This is a genomic window from Hyphomicrobiales bacterium (assembly GCA_017642935.1).
Classification (GTDB): domain Bacteria; phylum Pseudomonadota; class Alphaproteobacteria; order Rhizobiales; family MH13; genus MH13.
The window spans coordinates 1,331,625-1,350,528 of record JAEPOK010000001.1; the positions used below are offsets into that span (position 1 = coordinate 1,331,625).

Here is an 18,904-nt window from a genome sequence, read left to right on the forward strand (position 1 = left end):
GTCGGACCAGGCCCTAGCATGGGCTCTGATCGGCAATCTTTACGATTTGTTAAGGTTCTCAATTCGCCGATGCAAGTGACACTTACATATTGTGATGCCGTATCCTGACACGCGCAGCATTTGGCCAACCGTTGCTGCAAATGAGCAACGGTTCAGCTTCCAAGCAGACTGTTGATTGAACCCTAGAAGGTGAACGTCTCTTCGCGCGTAAAACCGGGCAGCGGTGGCGCGGAGCAGTTGAAAAGTGGCAAGACCGTATGGCCATCGCCATCCCGCTTGATCGAAACAGCGCGTCCTGCGCCACCGGTGCCAAGCGGTCCAACGATCATGCCATCTTCGCGCAATTGCGAAACCAAGTTGATCGGCACCTCTTCGACAGCTCCGCCAAGAAGAATCGCATCGAACGGCCCTTCGGAGGCATAGCCTTCTGCGAGCGGGCCTTCCAGAACGGCGACCGTGTCGATGTTTGCGTCGGAAAGGGCGTCCGTTGCCCGCCGGACCATCGCATCTGTCGTTTCAAGAGCAACGACGGAGCCGCAGAGCCGTGAAAGAATGGCCGAGGAATACCCCGTCAGACATCCCACATCGAGGACAACGCTGTCGCGCGTCAGGCCCGCCGATTGAATCATCCGCGCCAGATGCATCGGGCGGATCATGCGGCGCAACGCGTCACCATCGGCGATCTCAATCTCAGCATCGCTATAGGCCAATGGCCGCTTACTCTGCGGGACGAAAAGTTCGCGGGGAATCTCAAGAAATGCGGCCAGCACATCATATTGAAAGACATCAAACGTGCGCAGTTGATTATCAACCATCTTTACGCGTTGGTCGGTCATAGATGCGGCTGTGGTAGGCATGGCTTAGTCCTCTCCAAAGCAAGACGTTCCCGCCCGGCTCATGGGATCATTTGGTGCTGACCTTATGCAAGCCGCGCCCAAGCAAAGCAAGGCGGTTGAGCGCCTCTACCTCTTCATCTTTCGGCTGGCAAACCGCCGCATTCACCACGCAAGGTTGAAACCCGTTTCGGGCATGGTCATCTATTGGTCACGATCAACGTTGTTAGCTCTTGCATGCGCGTAGGCGCCTTGCTAACCGACGCTTAGAAGGCCTCGTGGCGGAGTGGTTACGCAGAGGATTGCAAATCCTTGCACCCCGGTTCGATTCCGGGCGAGGCCTCCATCCCCGCACTTTTGGTTAAGTGTGATAAAGGGCTAGCCTATCCCAATACCCTTTGGTATAGCGCCGGTCTCTTGGGTGATCCCCGATAGCTCAGTTGGTAGAGCAAGCGACTGTTAATCGCTGGGTCGTAGGTTCGAGTCCTACTCGGGGAGCCATTTTTCCTTTTAATTATCATATGCTTATTGACGCTTGCCTGGTGATCCAGGCAGCTTTGTCATGCGTAATGTCAGGGACTTACCACAACGCTGCGACGGTTGCGGTCCTTGACCACTAAACATTCTTCTTCCTCCACTGATCGACCCGCCCTTGTTTGGTTTCGAGACGATCTTCGGATCGACGACAATCCAGCACTAGCGGCTGCGGCTGCTTCGGGCGCACCGGTTTTGGCGGTGTACGTTCTTGATCAGCAGTCCCAACGCCCGCTGGGCGGGGCATCGCTCTGGTGGCTTCACCATGCGTTGGCGGCGCTGCACGATCATTTGGCCGACCTTGGAGTGCCGCTTGTCCTGCGCATTGGCGATGCCCGATCCGAAATCAAAGCGCTGGTCGACGAAACCAAAGCGACGCTTGTGGTCTGGAACAGGCGTTACGCCGCTGCTGGTATCGAGCAAGACACAGCGATCAAAGCCGAACTGAAGTCTGACGACCTCGACGTTCAAAGCTTCAATGCGCATCTGCTGCACGAGCCTTGGACAGTGGAAACTGGGTCGGGTGGTCCTTACCGCGTCTTCACACCGTTTTCGCGGGCCGCGCGGAATTCAGGCACGCCGGCCAAACCCAAACCTGCGCCGAAATCTATCGCGGGTTGGAACGGTTCGGTGGATTCTCTGACGCTTGATGACCTGAGACTTCTGCCAACAAAGCCTGACTGGGCTGGTGGCCTGCGTGAAACCTGGGAGCCAGGCACCAAAGGCGCACGGGCCAATCTCTCCTCCTTCTTGGACGAGAAGCTCGCCGGGTACCCAAATGATCGCAACGTGCCGGGCAAGGAAGCCACCACGCGTTTGTCGCCACATCTGAAATTTGGCGAAATCTCGCCGCGCGAAGTCTGGCACGCTGCGGAGATCGCCGATGCGCCGCGCGGTTCAATTTTCAAATTCCACCAAGAACTGCTTTGGCGCGAGTTTTCCTACCATCTGCTGTTCCATTACCCGAACCTTGGAACGGAAAATCATCAACCGAAGTTCGATGACTTTCCATGGATCGATCACACGTCTGGCAAGGGCGCCGACTATTTGAAAGCGTGGCAACAAGGGCGGACGGGCTATCCAATTGTCGATGCGGGCATGCGCGAGCTTTGGCACACGGGCTGGATGCACAATCGCGTTCGCATGATCGTCGGCTCGTTTCTAGTCAAACACCTTTTGATCGACTGGCGCGCTGGCGAGGCTTGGTTCTGGGACACGCTGATTGATGCCGACCCGGCCAACAACACGGCCAGCTGGCAATGGATTGCCGGGTCAGGTGCTGATGCAGCACCCTATTTCCGGATCTTCAATCCCGTTCTTCAGGGCGAAAAATTCGACGGCGACGGCGCCTATACGCGCAAGTGGGTGCCGGAAGTTGCCAAGCTACCGAAGAAATTCCTGCACAAGCCCTGGGAAGCGCCGACCTCTGTCCTACGTGATGCTGGCATGGAACTCGGTTCGACCTATCGACGGCCCATCGTTGATCATAAGAGCGCTCGCGAGCGCGCGCTTTCTGCATTCAAATCCCTCAAAGACACGGCGAGCGCCGCCTAGAATGCGCCTTCCCTCCACAATTCGAGAGACTTCATGACAACTATCGCCGTTATTGGCTCGGGCATTTCCGGCAACGCTGCTGCTTGGGCACTGCAAACCTTCGCCGGACACCAGGTCACGCTTTATGAAAAACGGCTGCGTCCGGGCGGGCATTCTGCAACCGTTGACGTGCACCATGGCGATCGGGAAATCGCTGTCGATACCGGCTTCATTGTCTACAATGGGCGCAATTATCCTGATCTGACGGCCCTGTTTGCGCACCTCGGCGTTGCGACCGAATGGAGCGATATGAGCCTTGGCATCTCGGTTGGCGACGGCGCTCTGGAGTGGTCGGGCGACAGTCTTGGCGCGGTGTTTGCACAGCGCAAAAACCTTATTTCCCCGCGTTTTCTTTGGATGCTGCGCTCGATCTTCCGCTTCAACACATGCGCTCTGGCCGACTTAGAGCGCGGCGCGCTGGAAGGAATGTCGCTGGGCCACTATCTGAAGGCCAGGCGGTTTCCTACCGGTTTCATCGAAGACTATCTGGTGCCCATGGGTGCAGCCATTTGGTCGACTCCCGATGCCGACATCATGGATTTTCCAGCGTCGAGCTTTGTGCGCTTTTTCGCCAATCACCGCCTGCTTGAAGTGCGTCCGCCGGAGTGGCGCACGGTCACCGGCGGCAGCCGCAATTATGTGAAGAAACTCGTCGAACCGCTTGGCGACAGGGTGCTTCTCGGTCGCCACGTTACCGAGGTCCGTCGGCACGGCGAAACCGTGCAAGTGACTGACAGCACCGGCGAAACGCGCAGTTTTGACTATGCCATCATGGCCTCGCATTCCGACCAGTCGCTGGAGATGCTCAAAGATGCCTCGGATGCGGAAGGTTCACTCCTGGCCGATGTGCGTTACCGACCCAATGACGTCTATCTGCATCGCGACGAGGCGCTGATGCCCAAACGGAAAAAGGTTTGGGCGGCCTGGAATTACATGTCGAGCGGACGCACGGCAGAAACGCGCGCGGGCGTCTCGGTGTCCTATTGGATGAACAAGCTTCAGAACATCGACCAGGACTATCCCTTGTTCATCACGCTGAACCCGGCCCAAGCACCGGACCCGGAAAAGACCTTTTTGCGTACCAGCTACGACCACCCGCAATTCGATGCCAAAGCGTTGGCCGCGCAGAAACGTTTGCCCGATGTTCAAGGCTCCGGACGGATTTGGTTTGCCGGCGCTTGGACAGGCTACGGCTTCCATGAAGACGGGCTTCGCTCAGGTCTCAATGCGGCTGAAGGATTGGGCGCCTTCGTGCCATGGCGCCAAGGCATCATTGATCCGCTGCAAACCGCCGACGACATCGCCGTTCAGGCGGCGGAATAAGCTGGACAGCGGTTTTGCTTGACGAAAGCCCGGCTGCGCCCCAGCCTTTGGTCATGAATAGCGTCGCGCCCATTCATGACGAAACCGCGATACCGCTGCCGCCAGTTACGCTGCCGCCGAATGCACCGCTGACGCTTTATTCGGGGCTGGTGATGCATCAACGCATGCGGCCCAAATCGCACCGTTTCAGCTACCGCGTCTACTCTGTTCTTATGGACCTTGATCGCCAAGAAGAGATCGGGAGCTTAAGTCCGGTTCTGTCCCACAATCGCTGGAACCTGTTCTCAGTGCACAACAAAGATCACGGCCCAGCGGATGGATCGTCGCTGCGCCCTTGGGCCGATGATATGTTGTCCAAAGGCGGGCTGACCCAGCGGGCGGCGAAGATCATGCTTCTTTGCTATCCGCGCATCCTCGGCGCGGTCTTCAATCCACTGTCGGTCTACTACGCTTACGATGACGCCCATCAATTGGTCGGCGTCATTTATGAGGTACGCAACACGTTCGGTGAGCGTCACGCCTATGTCGCCAAGGTCGAACCAGGCCAGCTTGGACCTGCCGGACTGCGTCAGACGCGGGCGAAGCTTTTCTTTGTTTCACCGTTGATGGACATGGAGATGCGCTACCATTTCAACCTCAAACCACCGGGCGACAGTGTGACGATCCGCATCCTGGAGCATGACACGAAAGGGCCAATCTTGGCTGCCACGTTTCATGGTGAGGCGTCAGCCGTTTCAACGCGATCGCTTTTGGCCGAAGCCCTGCGGGTTCCGTTTCTGACCGCCAAGGTAGTTGGCGCGATACACTACGAAGCCTTGCGCCTTTGGTTGAAGGGCATCAAACTGAGAGACCGGCCACCTGCACCTGCGCGCTTCAGTGTTGTCGATGGCCAAACAGCGGAGGCTCAATCCGCGCCCAAAAAGAACGATCGGCAGCCAACACCGGGCCCGGTTTAACGGGGAAGCAGTCGAGGAGGATGTGAGTATGAGCACCGACATGATGGCTGATCGCACGATGCCGGAACGCCGCGAACGCAGTGCCAAACCTTTTCGGCTGATCGACTACACGCCTCTGACGGAAGACAATTTTGCCGAAATGACGCGCTCCCTGCCGCGCGCTGTGCGCCGGGCGCTGGGCTTCGTCATCGGCTTAGAGCACGGAACTTTGGCGATCACGCTGCCATCGGGTGAACGCTTCCGGATCGAAGGACAAAGCAAAGAGCCGATCGCTGATCTGGAAATCCACTCCTACAATTTCATCGGCGATGTCATCCGCCACGGCGATATTGGTGTGGCCGAGAGCTTCTTTGAAGGCCACTGGTCGTCAACCGACGTCACGCGTTTCCTAGAGCTTTTCTGTTACAATGAGCGGATCATCCACGAACGCATCGACGGTAACCCGATTGCGCGGTTCTTGATGCGGGTGAAGCACTGGCTGCACCGGAACACCAAGCGTCAAGCGCAGCGCAACATTTCCGCCCATTACGATCTCGGCAACAACTTCTATGAGCAGTGGCTCGACCCATCGATGACCTATTCATCGGCGCTCTATCAAACCGGGGCCAACGATTTGGAAAGTGCGCAGCGTGCCAAATACAAGGCGCTTGCTGACGCGACGGGCATCATGGCTGGCGATCATGTTTTGGAGATTGGGTGCGGCTGGGGCGGTTTCGCTGAATACCTGGCCAAGGAACGTGGCGCCTATGTGCGCGGCCTGACGATCAGCCACGAACAGCATGCCTTCGCGACCGATCGCATGAAGCGTCAAGATCTCTCAGACCATGTTGATATCGTTTTTCAGGACTACCGCGACGAGAAAGGCACTTTTGATCGGATCGTGTCTGTGGAAATGTTTGAAGCGGTCGGCGAGGCCTATTGGCCGACCTATTTCGAGACGTTGAAAAAGCGCCTCAAACCTGGCGGCAAAGCCGGCTTGCAGATCATCACCATCCAGGACCGCTATTTTGAGCACTATCGGCGCGCGACGGATTTCATCCAGCAGTACGTGTTCCCTGGCGGGATGCTGCCGACACCGTCTCATTTGCGCAGTCTGGGTAAGACGGCCGGGCTCGACCTTTGCGACGAACTGATTTTCGGTCGCGATTATGCCCGCACGCTCAGGGAGTGGCGCGTGACGTTTATGGACAAGTGGGACACCATTGCGCCGCTTGGCTTTGATGATCGTTTCCAGCGTCTATGGCGCTATTACCTGCACTATTGTGAGGCCGGCTTTAAGGCCGGCAACATCGATGTGCGGCAGGTCGTTTACGAACACGCGCGCTAGGATTGCACATCCCCTTCGAGCGGCTTGCCCTTCCAGCCGGTCGCTCGAGACACAAGCCAATGGTAGATGTCGAAAGGCAGCAACCGAAGAAATTTCAGCTGGTAGGTGAAGCGCTTGGGGAAGGTCACCTCGAAGCGCCTTGATTCCAGACCATCGGCCATGCGGCGCGCTGCATCATCGACCTTTAGGACAAAAGGCATCTCAAACGGGTTGTCGTCCGTCGCGGGCGTTTCAACAAAACCTGGATTGATCACCTGCAAAGTGATGCCCATGCGGTCAGTGTCAAAACGCAGTGCCTCGGCCATATTAATCAAACCTGCCTTGGTGGCGCCGTAAGCAGACGACATGGGAAGGCCCGAGTAACCGGCAACCGATGCCACGAGCGCGATCTGGCCTTTGCCCTTTGGCTTCATCATCTCAATCAGCGGCACGACGCAGTTGGCGGTGCCCTTCAGATTGACATCAAACGTTTTGTGGAATGCATCCAAGTCCGGATTGGTTGCATCAACGGGAATGTAGATGCCGGCGTTGAGCACCGCGATGTCGATCCCGCCCTCGCCTTCCATCCCCTCGATGATCGCCTGCATGCGCTCAGCATCAACGATGTCGCCCTCAGCGACGTGCACATCCGCGCCTGTGTGTTTGGACGTGATTTCCGTTTTCAGTTCTTCCAGCGCATCGCGTTTGCGCGCGGTGAGCACCAATCGGTAGCCGCGGCCTGCCATTTCAAGGGCCAAGGCATGGCCAAGTCCTGAACTTGCACCTGTGATCCAGACGAGCGGGCTGGCCATGAGACGATGTCCTGTATTTTGGAAAAGGGGGATGAGCTTTGTCGTAAAACTCTACGCAAAAAGGCGGCACCGGGTTCAATCGGCACCGCCTTTTCTTTGAACTTTGTGGCCTGTTTTAGCGGATGAACGAGTTCATCAAGCGCCCAATCGGTCCGGTAAGCTCCACCGGCGCGTCGACAACGGCAAAACAGATGCAGACTTCGCCAGGATCGGCCACGGGCTTGTGATTCACATCGTCATCGGCATAGGCGATGTCGCCAACACCGTAATGGCCATTGCCATCGGAGAACCCGCCCTGCAGCACAAGCGTCACTTCGGAGCCATGGTGAGTGTGGACCGGCATTCCCTTGCCGCCATCAATGCGCAGAAGACTGACTTCGGCGCCATCGACATCAGGAAGCTTGTATTCTGCCAAGCCAGGGATGACTTTTTTCCAAGGCACATCAGAAACCGGCATGCCAAGAAACAGCTCCAAAGCCCTGGGCGAAGCCGGCTTTGACGCTTCATGCGCATCGATTTTTGCGAAAACAGCCTGCAGCGCTGCTGCACCATCTTCAAAACCTACCGGCTCGACCTGATCAAACACGTGCGGCTCAAAAGAAATCGCCTTTTTGCCGCTATCGCGGGCGAGCGTTTCTCCGACGGCGTGAATGTCGTCGAGCCATCGTTCGGCGTTTGGTGAAAGCTCCAAGTGGCTTTCCACAAGCACCCGGGCAGGGGTTGAAAGGCCACCGAGTGCATACTCGGCGAGGAGGCCTGACACCATGTCGCTTTGACGGGTTGCGTTAATGTTCACACTCAATCTCTCAATCCCGGTCACCCGGGGACTTTTTCACTTCAACGAGGTTCAGTCTCGCGCCGAACCTTTTCATGCTTTCACGGGCCGATTTTTTCGCCCCTTCTATTAGCCGCCAAAGAAACCGGCCGCATAAAATGCCAACCCGGCAATCAACCTCAGGCAACAGTGCTCGACCCAAAACCGAAGCGTTAGACAACGCTATAAGACGCCAGGATCGAACCGGTTTTGACGTCCACACAGCAAATTGTTTCGCCAACGCCAATTCTTACTCTTCCCGGTTACGCAGCGTTACAAGGATCGGATCAATGGCGGAGACAAAACCGGTTTTGGACCACTGCAAATTAAACGTAGGTTTGCCAGCTTTTTGCGTTCGGAAGAACAGCGCGCAACGACCATAATCGGAAAGAATTTCCCACGAGATAGCAATTAGAGCGCTAGGGAAAACAGGCCTTCGTTGCCAATTTCGATGCGGTCTGATCAAACCAAGCGTGAACTTCAACGCAGCGAAACAAAAATGATCGACGCCCTCTATCAAGCCGACGCCTATCTCCGGACGGCGGATCTCCCTATCGCCGGTCTCCACGAGGACGGCATCCTCATCCAACGCAGCCATTTCTACCCGCAGGGTGGTGGTCAGCCGGGTGACAAGGGTCATTTGGAGCTTTCCGACGGCACGATGCTGCCCGTTCACACGACGCGTTTTGGGCCGGACCGTCAAAGCGTGCTCCTGGTCATGCGATCGGATGATGAACCCTTGCCAGAAGCGTTACGTTCGCTGTCGGCAGATGACGTCGTCACCGGCCATTTGGACTGGGCGCAGCGCTACCGCTATATGCGCGTTCACACCGCGCTGCATCTGTTGTCAGTGGTTTTGCCGTTTCCCGTCGCCGGCGGGCAGATCGGCGATGGAGAAGGCCGCTTGGACTTTGACATTGAAGATGCAGGTCTCGACAAAGAGGCACTCGGTGCCGAGCTGCAGGCCCTTGTCGATGGCGACCATGCTGTCGGCCAGGAGTGGATTACCGACGCTGAGCTAGACGCCCAGCCTGATCTGGTCAAAACAATGAGCGTGAAACCGCCACGCGGTTCCGGCAAGGTTCGCCTGATCCGCATTGGTGATGTCGACCTCCAGCCTTGCGGTGGCACCCATGTTCAATCGACCCTTGAGATCGGCAAGGTCGAAATTCGCAAAATTGAGAAAAAGGGCAAGCAGAACCGCCGCGTGCGCATTCGCCTGTCCGATATCGATGCCGTTTAGCAAGAGGACGACTACCCATGCGCCGTGAGGATGTATTTGTGAGCCCACAATGGTTGAACGAGCGGCTCGATCATCCTGACATCTTGCCCGTCGATGCAAGCTGGTATCTGCCAACGATGATGCGCGACGGTGCACCGCGTGATGGTCGATCGGAGTATGAGGCGGCGCATATTCCAGGCGCGGTCTTCTTTGACCTTGATGCGCAATCCGACCAGGCGAGCGACCTGCCGCATATGATGCCCGATCCGATCAGGTTTTCCTCTGCCATGCGTAAGCTTGGCATCGGCGATGGCATGACCCTAGTGATTTATGATGGTGCCGGTTTGTTTTCGGCGCCGCGTGTCTGGTGGATGTTCAAGGTGATGGGCGTCACCTCGGTGATGATCCTCGATGGCGGTTTTCCCGCTTGGGAAGCTGCAGGTTTCCCGGTCTCGGACGAACCTGTGAACCGCTCGCCCCGCCATTTCACGGCCCGCATGGACGGCTCAGCCTTGGCTGATTTGCAGGGCGTTTCTGATGCGATGAATGACAAAGACACCAGCATCATCGATGCGCGGCCGTCGGAGCGCTTTGACGGTTCGATGCCTGAGCCCAGGCCCGGTCTGCGTGCCGGTCACATGCCTGGCGCGCGCTCGGTACCGTTCACTGATCTCATAGAAGAGGGCCGGTTGAAATCGGCTGAAGCCTTGGCTGCGATGTTTGCCGACCAAGACATCGATCTCGACGCCCCAATCATCACGTCCTGCGGGTCCGGCGTTTCAGCCGTGACGCTGAAGATCGCGCTAGAACTCAGCGGTGCAAAAGATGTGCGAGTCTATGATGGTTCGTGGGCCGAATGGGGCGGCCAAGATGACCTACCTGTCGAGACCGGCCCAGAAAAACGCTCCTAGCGGATAGGCGGCGCGTAGATCAGCCCGCCTTCGGACCACAGCTCATTGAGGCCTCGGCCGATGCCAAGATCGGATTGCAGGCCGATCGTGCGCTCAAACACCTCGCCATAATTGCCCACCTGCGCAATCACCTGGAATGCCCAGTCGGGGCGTACACCCAGCGCCGCGCCAAAGTCTCCTGATTGACCGACCAGGCGTGCGATCGCCGGGTTTTCGGTGTCACGGAAGCTTTCGACATTTTGCGCTGTGAGCCCAAGTTCCTCAGCGTTGATCATCGCAAAAAGAACCCACCGAGCAACGTTAAACCACTGGACATCTCCGGCGCGCACGACCGGGCTGAGCGGTTCTTTGGAGATGACTTCCGGTAACACGATGTGCTCGTCCGGCTCGACTAGGTTGAGCCGCTGAGCGAACAGGCCTGAGGTGTCGTGGGCGTATGCATCACAGCGCTGGGAATCGTAGGCCGCCACAACCTCCTCGACGTTCTCAAACGTCACAAGCTCGAATGGCATGCCACGCGAGTCGAAAAAGTCGGTGACATTGAGCACCGTTGTCGTGCCTGCATTGGCGCAAATCGTTGTGTTAGAAAGTTCCAGCGCCGAGGTGATGCCCATTGCCTGGCGGACCATGAAGGCCTGACCATCATAATAGGTCACACCGACGAAGCTGATGGGTAGGCTAACTTCGCGCCCCATGGTCCAAGTCGAGTTGCGCGACAAAATGTCAATGTCGCCGTCGATCAGCGCGTCAAAACGCTGCGAGGCTGGCAGAGAAGTGTACTCGACAGCATCGGCATCACCGAGCACGGCAGCTGCGATCGCGCGGCAATATTCGACGTCAAAACCTTCCCAATCGCCATTCTCGCCCTGACTGGAAAAGCCCGGTTGGCCTTCTGACACGCCGCATTGAACGAAACCCTTGGCCAACACATCATCGAGCGTAGAACTCGCATGAGCGACGCCAGCGGGCAGGCTCACTACGGCGCAGGCGAGCGCCAGACTGCCAAGATGACGGGCGATGGATTTGGGCGGAAAGGGCATAACCAACTCGTACATCAAAAGGAAAAGAAGCTGACCGCGCACAACCGCCCTTGTGCCACGTTCCACTCCCCTGTCAAAAGCTTTCAGACAGTGGAGATCAAGATAGGCCAAAAAACGGCCCATACCCAGCAAAATGAAACAAAAACAAAGGACCAAGTAGTGGCTGACGGCGAAAAGAGGCGCAAAACCAAGACGGATTTATCGACCAAGGGGGTCGATACCCAGCTTTCCCATCTCGGTCGCGATTCGCACAACTTCCACGGCTTTGTGAACCCGCCTGTCGTGCGTGCCTCCACTGTGCTCTTCGACAGCGTGGAGGCCATGGAAGCACGTGGCGAGGATTCTCCGCTTAAGCCCAAATACACCTATGGCCTCAATGGCACGCCGACGATTGACGCCCTGGTGGATACGATCAACGCGCTGGAAGAGGCGGCAGGAACGGTTCTTGTGCCATCAGGTTTGGCGGCTGTGACGGTCCCGCTGCTCGCCGTTGCAAGACCCGGGCTACAAGTGCTGATTCCGGACAATGTCTACTGGCCGACCCGGCGCTTCTGCGATCAGTCTCTCAGACAGCTTGGCGTAGAGACCATCTATTATGATCCCTTGATTGGTTCGAGCATCGCCGACCTCATGCGCCCGGATGGCGGGACGGTTTTGTTCACCGAAGCGCCCGGTTCCAACACCTTCGAAATGCCGGATCTAACCGCCTTCTTGGCAGCGGCCAAAGCCCATGATGCGGTGACGATGATCGACAACACCTGGGCAACACCCCTTATCTACAAGCCTATCCCGGCAGGCTTTGATTACTCGATCCAAGCCGGGACGAAGTATTTTGCCGGCCATTCCGACCTCTTGATCGGCTCCATCTCGGCAAGCGAGCGTTGTTGGCCGGCCCTACATCGCACCCGTGAAAACCTTGGTGTGCAGGCGGGAACGGAGGAGATATTCCTCACCCTTCGTGGCATGCGATCGCTTCGGGTTCGACTGGATCAGCATGAAAAGTCCGCGCTGGCGATCGCAGAATGGTTGGAAGATCAACAGTTTGTGACCAAGGTGATGCACCCTGCCCTTCCGTCAGATCCCGGCCATCAGTTGTGGCTTGACCTCTTCAACGGCCGGGCCAGCGGCCTGTTCGGCTTTGAGCTCAACGGCACACGCGACCAAGGCCGCGCAATGCTCAATGCACTGGAGCTCTTCGGGCTCGGCTATTCATGGGGAGGCTATGAAAGCCTGGCCGTACTGGCCGAGTTGGGGCACTGCCGTACCACGCGGCCATGGCCTGGCGGGCCAGTTGTCCGTCTACAGATCGGCTTAGAAACGGTCGATGATCTCAAAGACGATCTTTTGGCGGCGGCAAGAGCGGCCGACCTGCCAACCGGCTGACCGCATTCCTTAAGCGGCTGCGTCGCCCTCTGGGCGGGCGGCCGCGCGGCGCTCGGCAAAGATGAGCCAAAGGTTTCGCGAATAGATAACGAGGCCGAGCGACTGGCCGAGGATGAAAACCGGGTCCTGCTGCTCAATGGCATAGGTGAGCAGCATCAGCCCGCCACCGATGGAAAAGAACCAAAACGGGATGGGCACAATGGATCGTTTGGCGCGTTCCGATGCCACCCACTGGACCACAAAGCGCATCATAAACATGAACTGCGCGGCAAGGCCCCACACGACCCACCAGTCGAACTGATCAACAAAGACGACCTGAAACCAGCTGAAAAGCTCGTTGATCATGATGAGGTAGTTCCTTCACGGGTTTGTGGGGCAGTCGTCTCGCTGACCACCGGGCGTTTTTTGAGGCGGCGTTTCAGCCACCAAACGCCAAACAGGTCGATGGACCCAATCAGCGCGCGGTCAAAGACACCATACTTCGAGACGCCAAACTGTCTTGGACGGTCAATGACATCAACAAAATCAACGTCATAACCCTCACGCAAGACAAGCGCGGCCATAAAACGGTGCCAGCCGTCAAAATAGGGCAAGCGGCGGAAAAGGTCGGCGCGCACCGCTTTGAGCCCGCAGCCGGAATCGCGCGTTTTGTCGGCAAGCATGGCGCCGCGTAGCTTATTGGCAAAGCGGGACGCAAAGCGCTTGATGGCAGTGTCTTTTCGGCCAACGCGCTGCCCACCCACCATGCCAAAGCTTGGGCCAAGTTCCAGCAACCGGTCAACAAGTGCCGGCATGAACGCCGGATTGTTTTGCCCATCGCCATCGGTGCAAACGATGATGTCACCTCCCGCATGGAGCACACCGGTACGCACCGCTGCGCTCTGGCCAGAGGAACGATCGTGCTTAAGAACTCGGACTGTCGCACCGGTGGTTTCGCCAGCACGCTGCGCGGCCTCAGCCGTTCCGTCGGTTGAGCCATCATCGATGACCAGAATTTCCAATTTCCGCCCGGCTAGCGCGGAAGCGATCTCACCGATCAAAATCGGCAGATTTTCAGCCTCATTCTTGCAGGGAATGACAACAGATAGCTGCGGGTCTTGTGCAGGCGAAGAGGAAGAGGGCGTTGGCACGAGGGGTCCATCGGTCGGGAAAGGGTACGGCGCTTAGCACCGGCTGGCCGGTTCCCTACCGTTTTGTTGGGGAAAGCGAAAGAGGGTCGCGGCTGGTGCTTGGCGGAGTAGGTTACTCGCCGGCAGCAAAAACATGCATGTTGAGCTCATCACCCCCATTGATGTTGATGCCCTCAACGCGGGCCAGAAGGCGAACGGTCGCCGCGCTTGTGCTCTCTTCCGGCGTCAGCCGCGCCAACGCTTCGAACAGGTCCTCGACAAAAGGCGCATCGACAAAGGCGGCGCGACAGCCGCCCTGCGCCAGGAAGTCGGCAGCCGCTTCGGCCGATACCAAGGTGCGAAGATCTGTGCGGGTCATCAAAACCAGGCTCGGTTCATTGTAGCCAAGCGTTGCCAACTCCGGTTCGTCGCAACGCACCGCATCTAGCGCCGTGACCAGCTGAGGCGTGACCCAAATTGTCCGCGCCGCTGGAACATGAATGCCGAAGGCGCCGGAGTAGAGAACCAAGGTGCCGGCGACAATCAACACAAGACTGGCCCGCGCATGTTGGCGAATGATCAGCAGGAAAGCGCCGATCAACAGGATCAGTCCGATGATCATCAATGCCACACCAACCGGACTGATGCTGTCACCATAGACATAAAGGACAATGGGCATACCGATCGTGCCGGCGATCGGGATGAGCAGGAACAACCCTTTCGCGACACCAGCGAGCCATCCTTCGGGCACTTTTTCATAAACCATCATCCGCGCGGCAAGGATCGCCAACGCTGGATAGATTGGCAGAATGTAGTGCGGCAGCTTGGTGGCTGAGAGTTCGAAGATCGCCCAAGTCGGCACAATCCAAGCGACAAGAAAGCGTGTGCTCTTGTCACGCCAACTAGCAATGGCAAACGGTATGGCGAGAAAGGCCAGTGGCGCCAACGGCCAGCCCAACGATGGAAAAAACCCAAAGGTATAGGCACCGGGTGGCACAAACGGCCGCTCGCGGCTTTGGCCGATTTTCTCGAAAAGATCACGACCAATAGACTGGGCGTAGAACTCTCCGCCCGACGTGATCCCGATGGCAATGAACCAAGGCAGGGTCAGGATCAGCATCCACATGATGCCTAGCCCGGGACGCAATCGACGGAGCCAAGCTATACGGCGCTCAAAGAGCGCGGCGACCAGGGCCGTGCTGCCGACAACCATCGGCAAAATCGGTCCTTTGATAAGGATACCAGCGGCGGCGGCTGTCCAAAACAGCCCAGCGTGCCAGAGTTTCACAGAGCTGTCGCGGCGCCCGAGAAAGGCACGCGCCAAGATTCCTTGGGCGACCAGGATCGTAGCAAACAGCATCGCATCGGTCTTGGCGAGCCGCGCTTCGGCGCCGAGCAAGACCGTGATCGCCACCAAGAGACCGGCGGCAAAGGCCACAGGAGGCGCGCCGAATCCAAGCGCCAACCAATAAACCAGCACAGCTGCGGACACGGCACCCACGAACGACACCGTGCGATAAACCCAGATCGGTGCCTGGCCGTCCTCGGCGCCATAGAGATGAACCGCTGCCGATTGAAGCCAATAGATGCCGATGGGCTTTTGGTAGCGCGCATCGTTTTGAAAACGAATCTCGACATAATCGCCAGTTGCCACCATCTGGCGAGTCGCCTGCGAAAACCGCGACTCATCGCGATCGATGGGTGGGATCGTGGTGAAGCCAGGCGTGAAGGCAGCGACAGCCACAAGCGCGATGCAAACCGCAGCTACAATGCGCAGGCGCGCCAAGCCATCGAAGATTGGCGTCAGACCATCGGCCCATCGATCAACCCAGCTCCAGCGCGGAATCCATTTACTCCAACTGGCTGGCTGACCTGGCGCCACCACGGGAGCCGGTGTAGCGGCTGCTTGGCTTGGAGCATCGGCTTCCGCGCTCTGGATAGCCTCCGGCCCGCCAGAAAGTGGCGTCTCGTCTGACATGTCGGGCGGAGATACCCACAGACCAGCGTTCGCTGCGGCATCCTGGGTGATCGCGGGATCGAAGTCACGCTTTGTCACGCTCTCTTTGGCGCGTCGGGACGCGGCGGCTTTCGGCCGTGCTCGCGATTTGTTAACAGCCGTGTTTTTGGACGCTGCAGCAGCGGCAGGCGCGTCTTTGGAGGTTTTTTTCTCACTCGCCGATTTTACCGAGCGTTTTCGAACGGGCTTTTTTTCGGCAGGACCCAGCGATGTCTCGGTGTCTTTGGGTGGTTTGGCCATCGCCGCAAAAATGCTCTTCGTTGAACGCTTAAGAGGGCTGGTGGCGACCTCGGCAGGATTCGAACCTGCGACCGTCGGATTAGAAGTCCGGTGCTCTATCCAGCTGAGCTACGAGGCCAACTTTGGGTCGCTGGAATTTACGATGCTGGCGACGGCAGATTGTCACGCGGTACCGAATGCCCCAATGCTCTAGTGGGTCCACGGCACGCGCCGGTCGTACTTAAAGTTATCAGCATAGGCGACACGGCGGCGAATGCGCTCTTTGGGCTCTTCCACGCGGAACGCAATCCCGTTGCGTCTGCAATAAGCGACGGCTTCGTCCTGGGTATCGAATTTTAGGCTGATCTGCGCCTTCATATCGGAGGACGACGTCCAGCCCATCAGCGGCTCGACCGAGCGCGGCTCGGACCGATCATATTCCAGAACCCAGTCTTTGGTCTTGCCAAGACCAGACTGCATGGCGGTTTTGGCGGGCCGAAAAATGCGGGCAACCATGGTCGTTCTTCTCCACCAATGCGCCGATCGGAGCGCGCCGCTCGGCCGTGAAACTCTCGTGGTCGGGGCAGCAGGATTTGAACCTGCGACCCCCTGTTCCCAAAACAGGTGCGCTACCAGGCTGCGCTATGCCCCGATACGAAAGTGTCCGCCACGACCTGTCTCACATTTGGGCGGGCGTCAAGCCTCGACGTGATCTATGGCACGATGAGCGCTGCAAAAACCGTCCATCATCTGGCAAGACGCATTGCAGGCACTAGTCACGTTGTAGGTCCGGGTGAACAACCCGATCACCTGGCTCCAGCCCAATTCGATCGGCGGTGCCCGCCACAAATTCCAGCACGGCGATCACGGGACCGCGCGAATGGACCGACCGCAAGGACAAGGGTTCGGTATCGCGTTCGATGCGATGCACGATCCCATCCTCGGCGATGAACACCATGTCCAGCGAGACATAGGTGTCGCGCATCCAAAAGGATGCTTCGCGCGCCTCAACAAACGGGAACAGCATCGCGTAATCGGGTGCGAGCTCTCGGCGGTGCATCAGGCCGAGACCTTGCTCCTGTGGCGAACGGGCGATCTCGATCGTGAACTCATGCGTGCCGGTGGCGGTTTCAACGCTGAGCGATGACTCCTCAAAAGCCAGCACAGACGTTGCCCACAGCACGGCAGCGATCAGGAGAAAAAAACGCAAAACGGGAGCAGCGGCGCGGACCATCGTCATGGTGTCAGCGATTAATGTGACGCGGGTATGGAACTGCCGTTCACCGGCCGCACTTCGGATGCCATGCGCCCCTTAGGACCATCACCAAAGCGCACCATCACATCCTGACCCGGTCGAAGCTCGGTTAGGCCATAGCGCCGCAGAGTTTCCATGTGGACGAAAATGTCTTCGGTCCCCTCGCCCTGGGTCAGAAAACCAAAACCGCGAATCCGGTTGAACCACTTCACGGTTGCTTTCTCCAAGCCGGAGGTCGGCGTGATCTGCACATGTGTGCGCGAGGGTGGCAATTGAGAAGGGTGGAGCGCTGTCGATTCGTCCATTGACAAGATGCGCAGGGCCTGCAGGCCGCGTGGCCTATCGAGGACTTCGACGACAATGCGCGCGCCCTCATAGGCCGTCTGATAGCCATCCCGCCGCAAGCAGGTGACGTGCAGCAAAATGTCTTTCATGCCGTTATCAGGCACGATGAAGCCGAAGCCCTTGCCGACGTCAAACCATTTGATTTGCCCGGCGACCTCGAACACATCGAGGCCGGCGTCATCGCCCAGCTCAGCAATGAGGTCGGGATCAAGAGGGGGTTTACCCGTCATTCTAGCCAGCCTTGCCCACGCATTCCGCCACATCTACGCGCCGAAATCATTGTGAATTCACCGCGCCCGAAACTCAAACGTCCAGCGAAGCACTTTGATTCCATAGCAAAGGATGCCCCCGACAGGCGCGAGCGGGCAAGCCCCTTCATCAATTGTTTACGATAAAAGGTCGCAGAAGAGCCTTGCCGTAGGGGATAGCGAGTCACCGAAAACGGTTGCGGCGCTTACAGCGTCCTGGACGCCCACCTGCCAGCGCGTTCTGTCCGCCAAAAAACGAATCTTTACGTGCCACAACTTTTTGGAATCAGCGGCTTGAACCCCACACAGACGCCGCCTATAAGGGCCGCCTGTCGAGCACATCTGCAACGCAGAGTGAGCGCCCATCGTCTAGTGGTCTAGGACGCCGCCCTTTCACGGCGGAAACACGGGTTCGAGTCCCGTTGGGCGTGCCATTTATTCAAGATGCAAGACGCTTCTCGCTGTAAATCACCGGTTATCTAGCGTTGGACCGCGAACCCTTGCCCGTCTAAGCGACGGCGGGCGCCATTTGGTGGCCCTTGAGCAGGTCTTCCAGCGTGTACCGGTCGAGCACGTCGACAAATCCATCATAAGCGGCCGCAAAAATGCGATTGACCGGTGTCACCTGACGGACAGCGCAATCCACCGGCTCACCGAAACAGTCAACCACGATTCGCGTTGGCTCGGTGATGCGAAGAACGCGACCCAAATTGATGTCTTTGGGGTCAAGGCCAAGCTTGATGCCGCCACCTCGACCGCGTGCGGTCTCTAAGATACCCTCACCTGCCAACTGCGCGACCAGCTTTTGAATGTTGTATTCGCTGATCTTTTGCCGCTCGGCGATCTCGCTGGAGCGCACCGCCTGAGGCATGGCGTGGGCACAATCGAGCAGGATGCGGATCGCATAGGAAGTTTGTTTTGAAAGGCGCATCAGATTCTCACTTCGAAGACTGATAAGTATGCCCTTTTTGAGCGCGGCAAGCA

Annotated in this window: 18 protein-coding genes and 5 tRNA genes; 10 read left to right on the forward strand and 13 right to left on the reverse strand. The window is 57.8% G+C overall.

The window, feature by feature from the left end; genetic code table 11:
- Nucleotides 1-182: 182 nt before the first annotated feature.
- Nucleotides 183-857, reverse strand: coding sequence for a protein-L-isoaspartate O-methyltransferase (locus JJ917_06270; protein ID MBO6698417.1), 675 nt, complete (start codon nt 855-857; stop codon nt 183-185).
- 248 nt (nt 858-1,105) lie between these two features.
- Between JJ917_06270 and JJ917_06275 the strand changes: the two genes are divergently transcribed.
- The 6 genes from JJ917_06275 to JJ917_06300 all read left to right on the forward strand — a co-directional run bounded on the left by JJ917_06275 (nt 1,106) and on the right by JJ917_06300 (nt 6,566).
- Nucleotides 1,106-1,179: transfer RNA gene (locus JJ917_06275), tRNA-Cys, on the forward strand.
- A 79-nt stretch (nt 1,180-1,258) separates the two neighbouring features.
- Nucleotides 1,259-1,334: transfer RNA gene (locus JJ917_06280), tRNA-Asn, on the forward strand.
- A 108-nt stretch (nt 1,335-1,442) separates the two neighbouring features.
- Nucleotides 1,443-2,921, forward strand: coding sequence for a deoxyribodipyrimidine photo-lyase (locus JJ917_06285; GenBank protein ID MBO6698418.1), 1,479 nt, complete (start codon nt 1,443-1,445; stop codon nt 2,919-2,921).
- Between the two features lie 33 nt (nt 2,922-2,954).
- The gene (locus JJ917_06290) at nt 2,955-4,283 is read left to right on the forward strand and encodes an FAD-dependent oxidoreductase (GenBank protein MBO6698419.1); all 1,329 of its coding nucleotides are present in this window, start codon (nt 2,955-2,957) and stop codon (nt 4,281-4,283) included.
- A gap of 53 nt (nt 4,284-4,336) precedes the next feature.
- Nucleotides 4,337-5,239 (forward strand): DUF1365 domain-containing protein, encoded by a 903-nt coding sequence (locus JJ917_06295; GenBank protein ID MBO6698420.1) that lies wholly within the window; start codon nt 4,337-4,339, stop codon nt 5,237-5,239.
- Nucleotides 5,240-5,297: 58 nt separating this feature from the next.
- On the forward strand, nt 5,298-6,566 hold the full coding sequence (locus JJ917_06300) for a class I SAM-dependent methyltransferase (protein MBO6698421.1): 1,269 nt from the start codon (nt 5,298-5,300) through the stop codon (nt 6,564-6,566).
- On the opposite strand, the gene JJ917_06305 is transcribed toward JJ917_06300, so the two are convergent.
- Together JJ917_06305 and JJ917_06310 are read right to left on the reverse strand one after the other, a co-directional pair.
- Entirely contained in the window at nt 6,563-7,357 is a 795-nt protein-coding gene (locus JJ917_06305) for an SDR family NAD(P)-dependent oxidoreductase (GenBank protein MBO6698422.1), read from the reverse strand. The genes JJ917_06300 and JJ917_06305 overlap by 4 nt on opposite strands.
- A gap of 115 nt (nt 7,358-7,472) precedes the next feature.
- Nucleotides 7,473-8,153, reverse strand: coding sequence for a cupin domain-containing protein (locus JJ917_06310; protein ID MBO6698423.1), 681 nt, complete (start codon nt 8,151-8,153; stop codon nt 7,473-7,475).
- A 517-nt stretch (nt 8,154-8,670) separates the two neighbouring features.
- On the opposite strand from JJ917_06310, the gene JJ917_06315 reads away from it, so the two are divergent.
- Together JJ917_06315 and sseA are read left to right on the forward strand one after the other, a co-directional pair.
- Nucleotides 8,671-9,414, forward strand: a complete 744-nt coding sequence (locus tag JJ917_06315) for an alanyl-tRNA editing protein (GenBank protein MBO6698424.1) — start codon at nt 8,671-8,673, stop codon at nt 9,412-9,414.
- A 17-nt stretch (nt 9,415-9,431) separates the two neighbouring features.
- The gene (gene sseA / locus JJ917_06320; GenBank protein MBO6698425.1) at nt 9,432-10,304 is read left to right on the forward strand and encodes a 3-mercaptopyruvate sulfurtransferase; all 873 of its coding nucleotides are present in this window, start codon (nt 9,432-9,434) and stop codon (nt 10,302-10,304) included.
- Here sseA and JJ917_06325 read toward each other — a convergent pair.
- Nucleotides 10,301-11,344, reverse strand: a complete 1,044-nt coding sequence (locus JJ917_06325) for an amino acid ABC transporter substrate-binding protein (protein MBO6698426.1) — start codon at nt 11,342-11,344, stop codon at nt 10,301-10,303. The two genes, sseA and JJ917_06325, sit on opposite strands and share 4 nt — an antisense overlap.
- On the opposite strand from JJ917_06325, the gene metC reads away from it, so the two are divergent.
- Nucleotides 11,312-12,727: a cystathionine beta-lyase gene (gene metC, locus JJ917_06330; GenBank protein ID MBO6698427.1), complete on the forward strand. Its 1,416-nt coding sequence runs from the start codon at nt 11,312-11,314 to the stop codon at nt 12,725-12,727. The genes JJ917_06325 and metC overlap by 33 nt on opposite strands.
- Before the next feature lie 9 nt (nt 12,728-12,736).
- Here the strand turns inward: metC and JJ917_06335 are convergent, their stop codons facing one another.
- The 8 genes from JJ917_06335 to JJ917_06370 form a co-directional block, all read right to left on the reverse strand.
- The gene (locus JJ917_06335) at nt 12,737-13,072 is read right to left on the reverse strand and encodes a lipid-A-disaccharide synthase N-terminal domain-containing protein (GenBank protein ID MBO6698428.1); all 336 of its coding nucleotides are present in this window, start codon (nt 13,070-13,072) and stop codon (nt 12,737-12,739) included.
- Nucleotides 13,069-13,857: a glycosyltransferase family 2 protein gene (locus JJ917_06340; protein ID MBO6698429.1), complete on the reverse strand. Its 789-nt coding sequence runs from the start codon at nt 13,855-13,857 to the stop codon at nt 13,069-13,071. The genes JJ917_06335 and JJ917_06340 overlap by 4 nt, the downstream gene beginning before the upstream one ends.
- A 112-nt stretch (nt 13,858-13,969) precedes the next feature.
- Nucleotides 13,970-15,892, reverse strand: coding sequence for a glycosyltransferase family 39 protein (locus tag JJ917_06345; GenBank protein ID MBO6698430.1), 1,923 nt, complete (start codon nt 15,890-15,892; stop codon nt 13,970-13,972).
- 242 nt (nt 15,893-16,134) lie between these two features.
- Nucleotides 16,135-16,211 (reverse strand) — tRNA-Arg (locus JJ917_06350).
- 71 nt (nt 16,212-16,282) lie between these two features.
- The gene (locus JJ917_06355) at nt 16,283-16,588 is read right to left on the reverse strand and encodes an ETC complex I subunit (GenBank protein MBO6698431.1); all 306 of its coding nucleotides are present in this window, start codon (nt 16,586-16,588) and stop codon (nt 16,283-16,285) included.
- Between the two features lie 59 nt (nt 16,589-16,647).
- Nucleotides 16,648-16,724, reverse strand: a tRNA-Pro gene (locus JJ917_06360).
- 120 nt (nt 16,725-16,844) lie between these two features.
- Nucleotides 16,845-17,312 (reverse strand): DUF192 domain-containing protein, encoded by a 468-nt coding sequence (locus tag JJ917_06365; protein ID MBO6698432.1) that lies wholly within the window; start codon nt 17,310-17,312, stop codon nt 16,845-16,847.
- 11 nt (nt 17,313-17,323) lie between these two features.
- Nucleotides 17,324-17,902, reverse strand: a complete 579-nt coding sequence (locus tag JJ917_06370; GenBank protein MBO6698433.1) for a CspA family cold shock protein — start codon at nt 17,900-17,902, stop codon at nt 17,324-17,326.
- A gap of 376 nt (nt 17,903-18,278) precedes the next feature.
- On the opposite strand from JJ917_06370, the gene JJ917_06375 reads away from it, so the two are divergent.
- A tRNA-Glu gene (locus tag JJ917_06375) sits at nt 18,279-18,354 on the forward strand.
- 74 nt (nt 18,355-18,428) lie between these two features.
- Here JJ917_06375 and JJ917_06380 read toward each other — a convergent pair.
- Complete coding sequence (locus JJ917_06380) at nt 18,429-18,851, reverse strand: Rrf2 family transcriptional regulator (protein MBO6698434.1); 423 nt, start codon at nt 18,849-18,851, stop codon at nt 18,429-18,431.
- Nucleotides 18,852-18,904 lie beyond the last annotated feature (53 nt).

Excerpts from the sequence above, each read along its gene's own strand:
- JJ917_06270 (MBO6698417.1), bottom strand. The coding sequence starts at position 857 with ATGCCTACCACAGCCGCATCTATGACCGACCAACGCGTAAAGATGGTT.
- JJ917_06290 (MBO6698419.1), top strand. The coding sequence starts at position 2,955 with ATGACAACTATCGCCGTTATTGGCTCGGGCATTTCCGGCAACGCTGCT.
- JJ917_06295 (MBO6698420.1), top strand. The coding sequence starts at position 4,337 with ATGAATAGCGTCGCGCCCATTCATGACGAAACCGCGATACCGCTGCCG.
- JJ917_06300 (MBO6698421.1), top strand. The coding sequence starts at position 5,298 with ATGCCGGAACGCCGCGAACGCAGTGCCAAACCTTTTCGGCTGATCGAC.
- JJ917_06305 (MBO6698422.1), bottom strand. The coding sequence starts at position 7,357 with ATGGCCAGCCCGCTCGTCTGGATCACAGGTGCAAGTTCAGGACTTGGC.
- JJ917_06315 (MBO6698424.1), top strand. The coding sequence starts at position 8,671 with ATGATCGACGCCCTCTATCAAGCCGACGCCTATCTCCGGACGGCGGAT.
- sseA (MBO6698425.1), top strand. The coding sequence starts at position 9,432 with ATGCGCCGTGAGGATGTATTTGTGAGCCCACAATGGTTGAACGAGCGG.
- metC (MBO6698427.1), top strand. The coding sequence starts at position 11,312 with ATGACGGGCGATGGATTTGGGCGGAAAGGGCATAACCAACTCGTACAT.
- JJ917_06325 (MBO6698426.1), bottom strand. The coding sequence starts at position 11,344 with ATGCCCTTTCCGCCCAAATCCATCGCCCGTCATCTTGGCAGTCTGGCG.
- JJ917_06335 (MBO6698428.1), bottom strand. The coding sequence starts at position 13,072 with ATGATCAACGAGCTTTTCAGCTGGTTTCAGGTCGTCTTTGTTGATCAG.
- JJ917_06355 (MBO6698431.1), bottom strand. The coding sequence starts at position 16,588 with ATGGTTGCCCGCATTTTTCGGCCCGCCAAAACCGCCATGCAGTCTGGT.
- JJ917_06365 (MBO6698432.1), bottom strand. The coding sequence starts at position 17,312 with ATGACGATGGTCCGCGCCGCTGCTCCCGTTTTGCGTTTTTTTCTCCTG.
- JJ917_06370 (MBO6698433.1), bottom strand. The coding sequence starts at position 17,902 with ATGACGGGTAAACCCCCTCTTGATCCCGACCTCATTGCTGAGCTGGGC.
- JJ917_06380 (MBO6698434.1), bottom strand. The coding sequence starts at position 18,851 with ATGCGCCTTTCAAAACAAACTTCCTATGCGATCCGCATCCTGCTCGAT.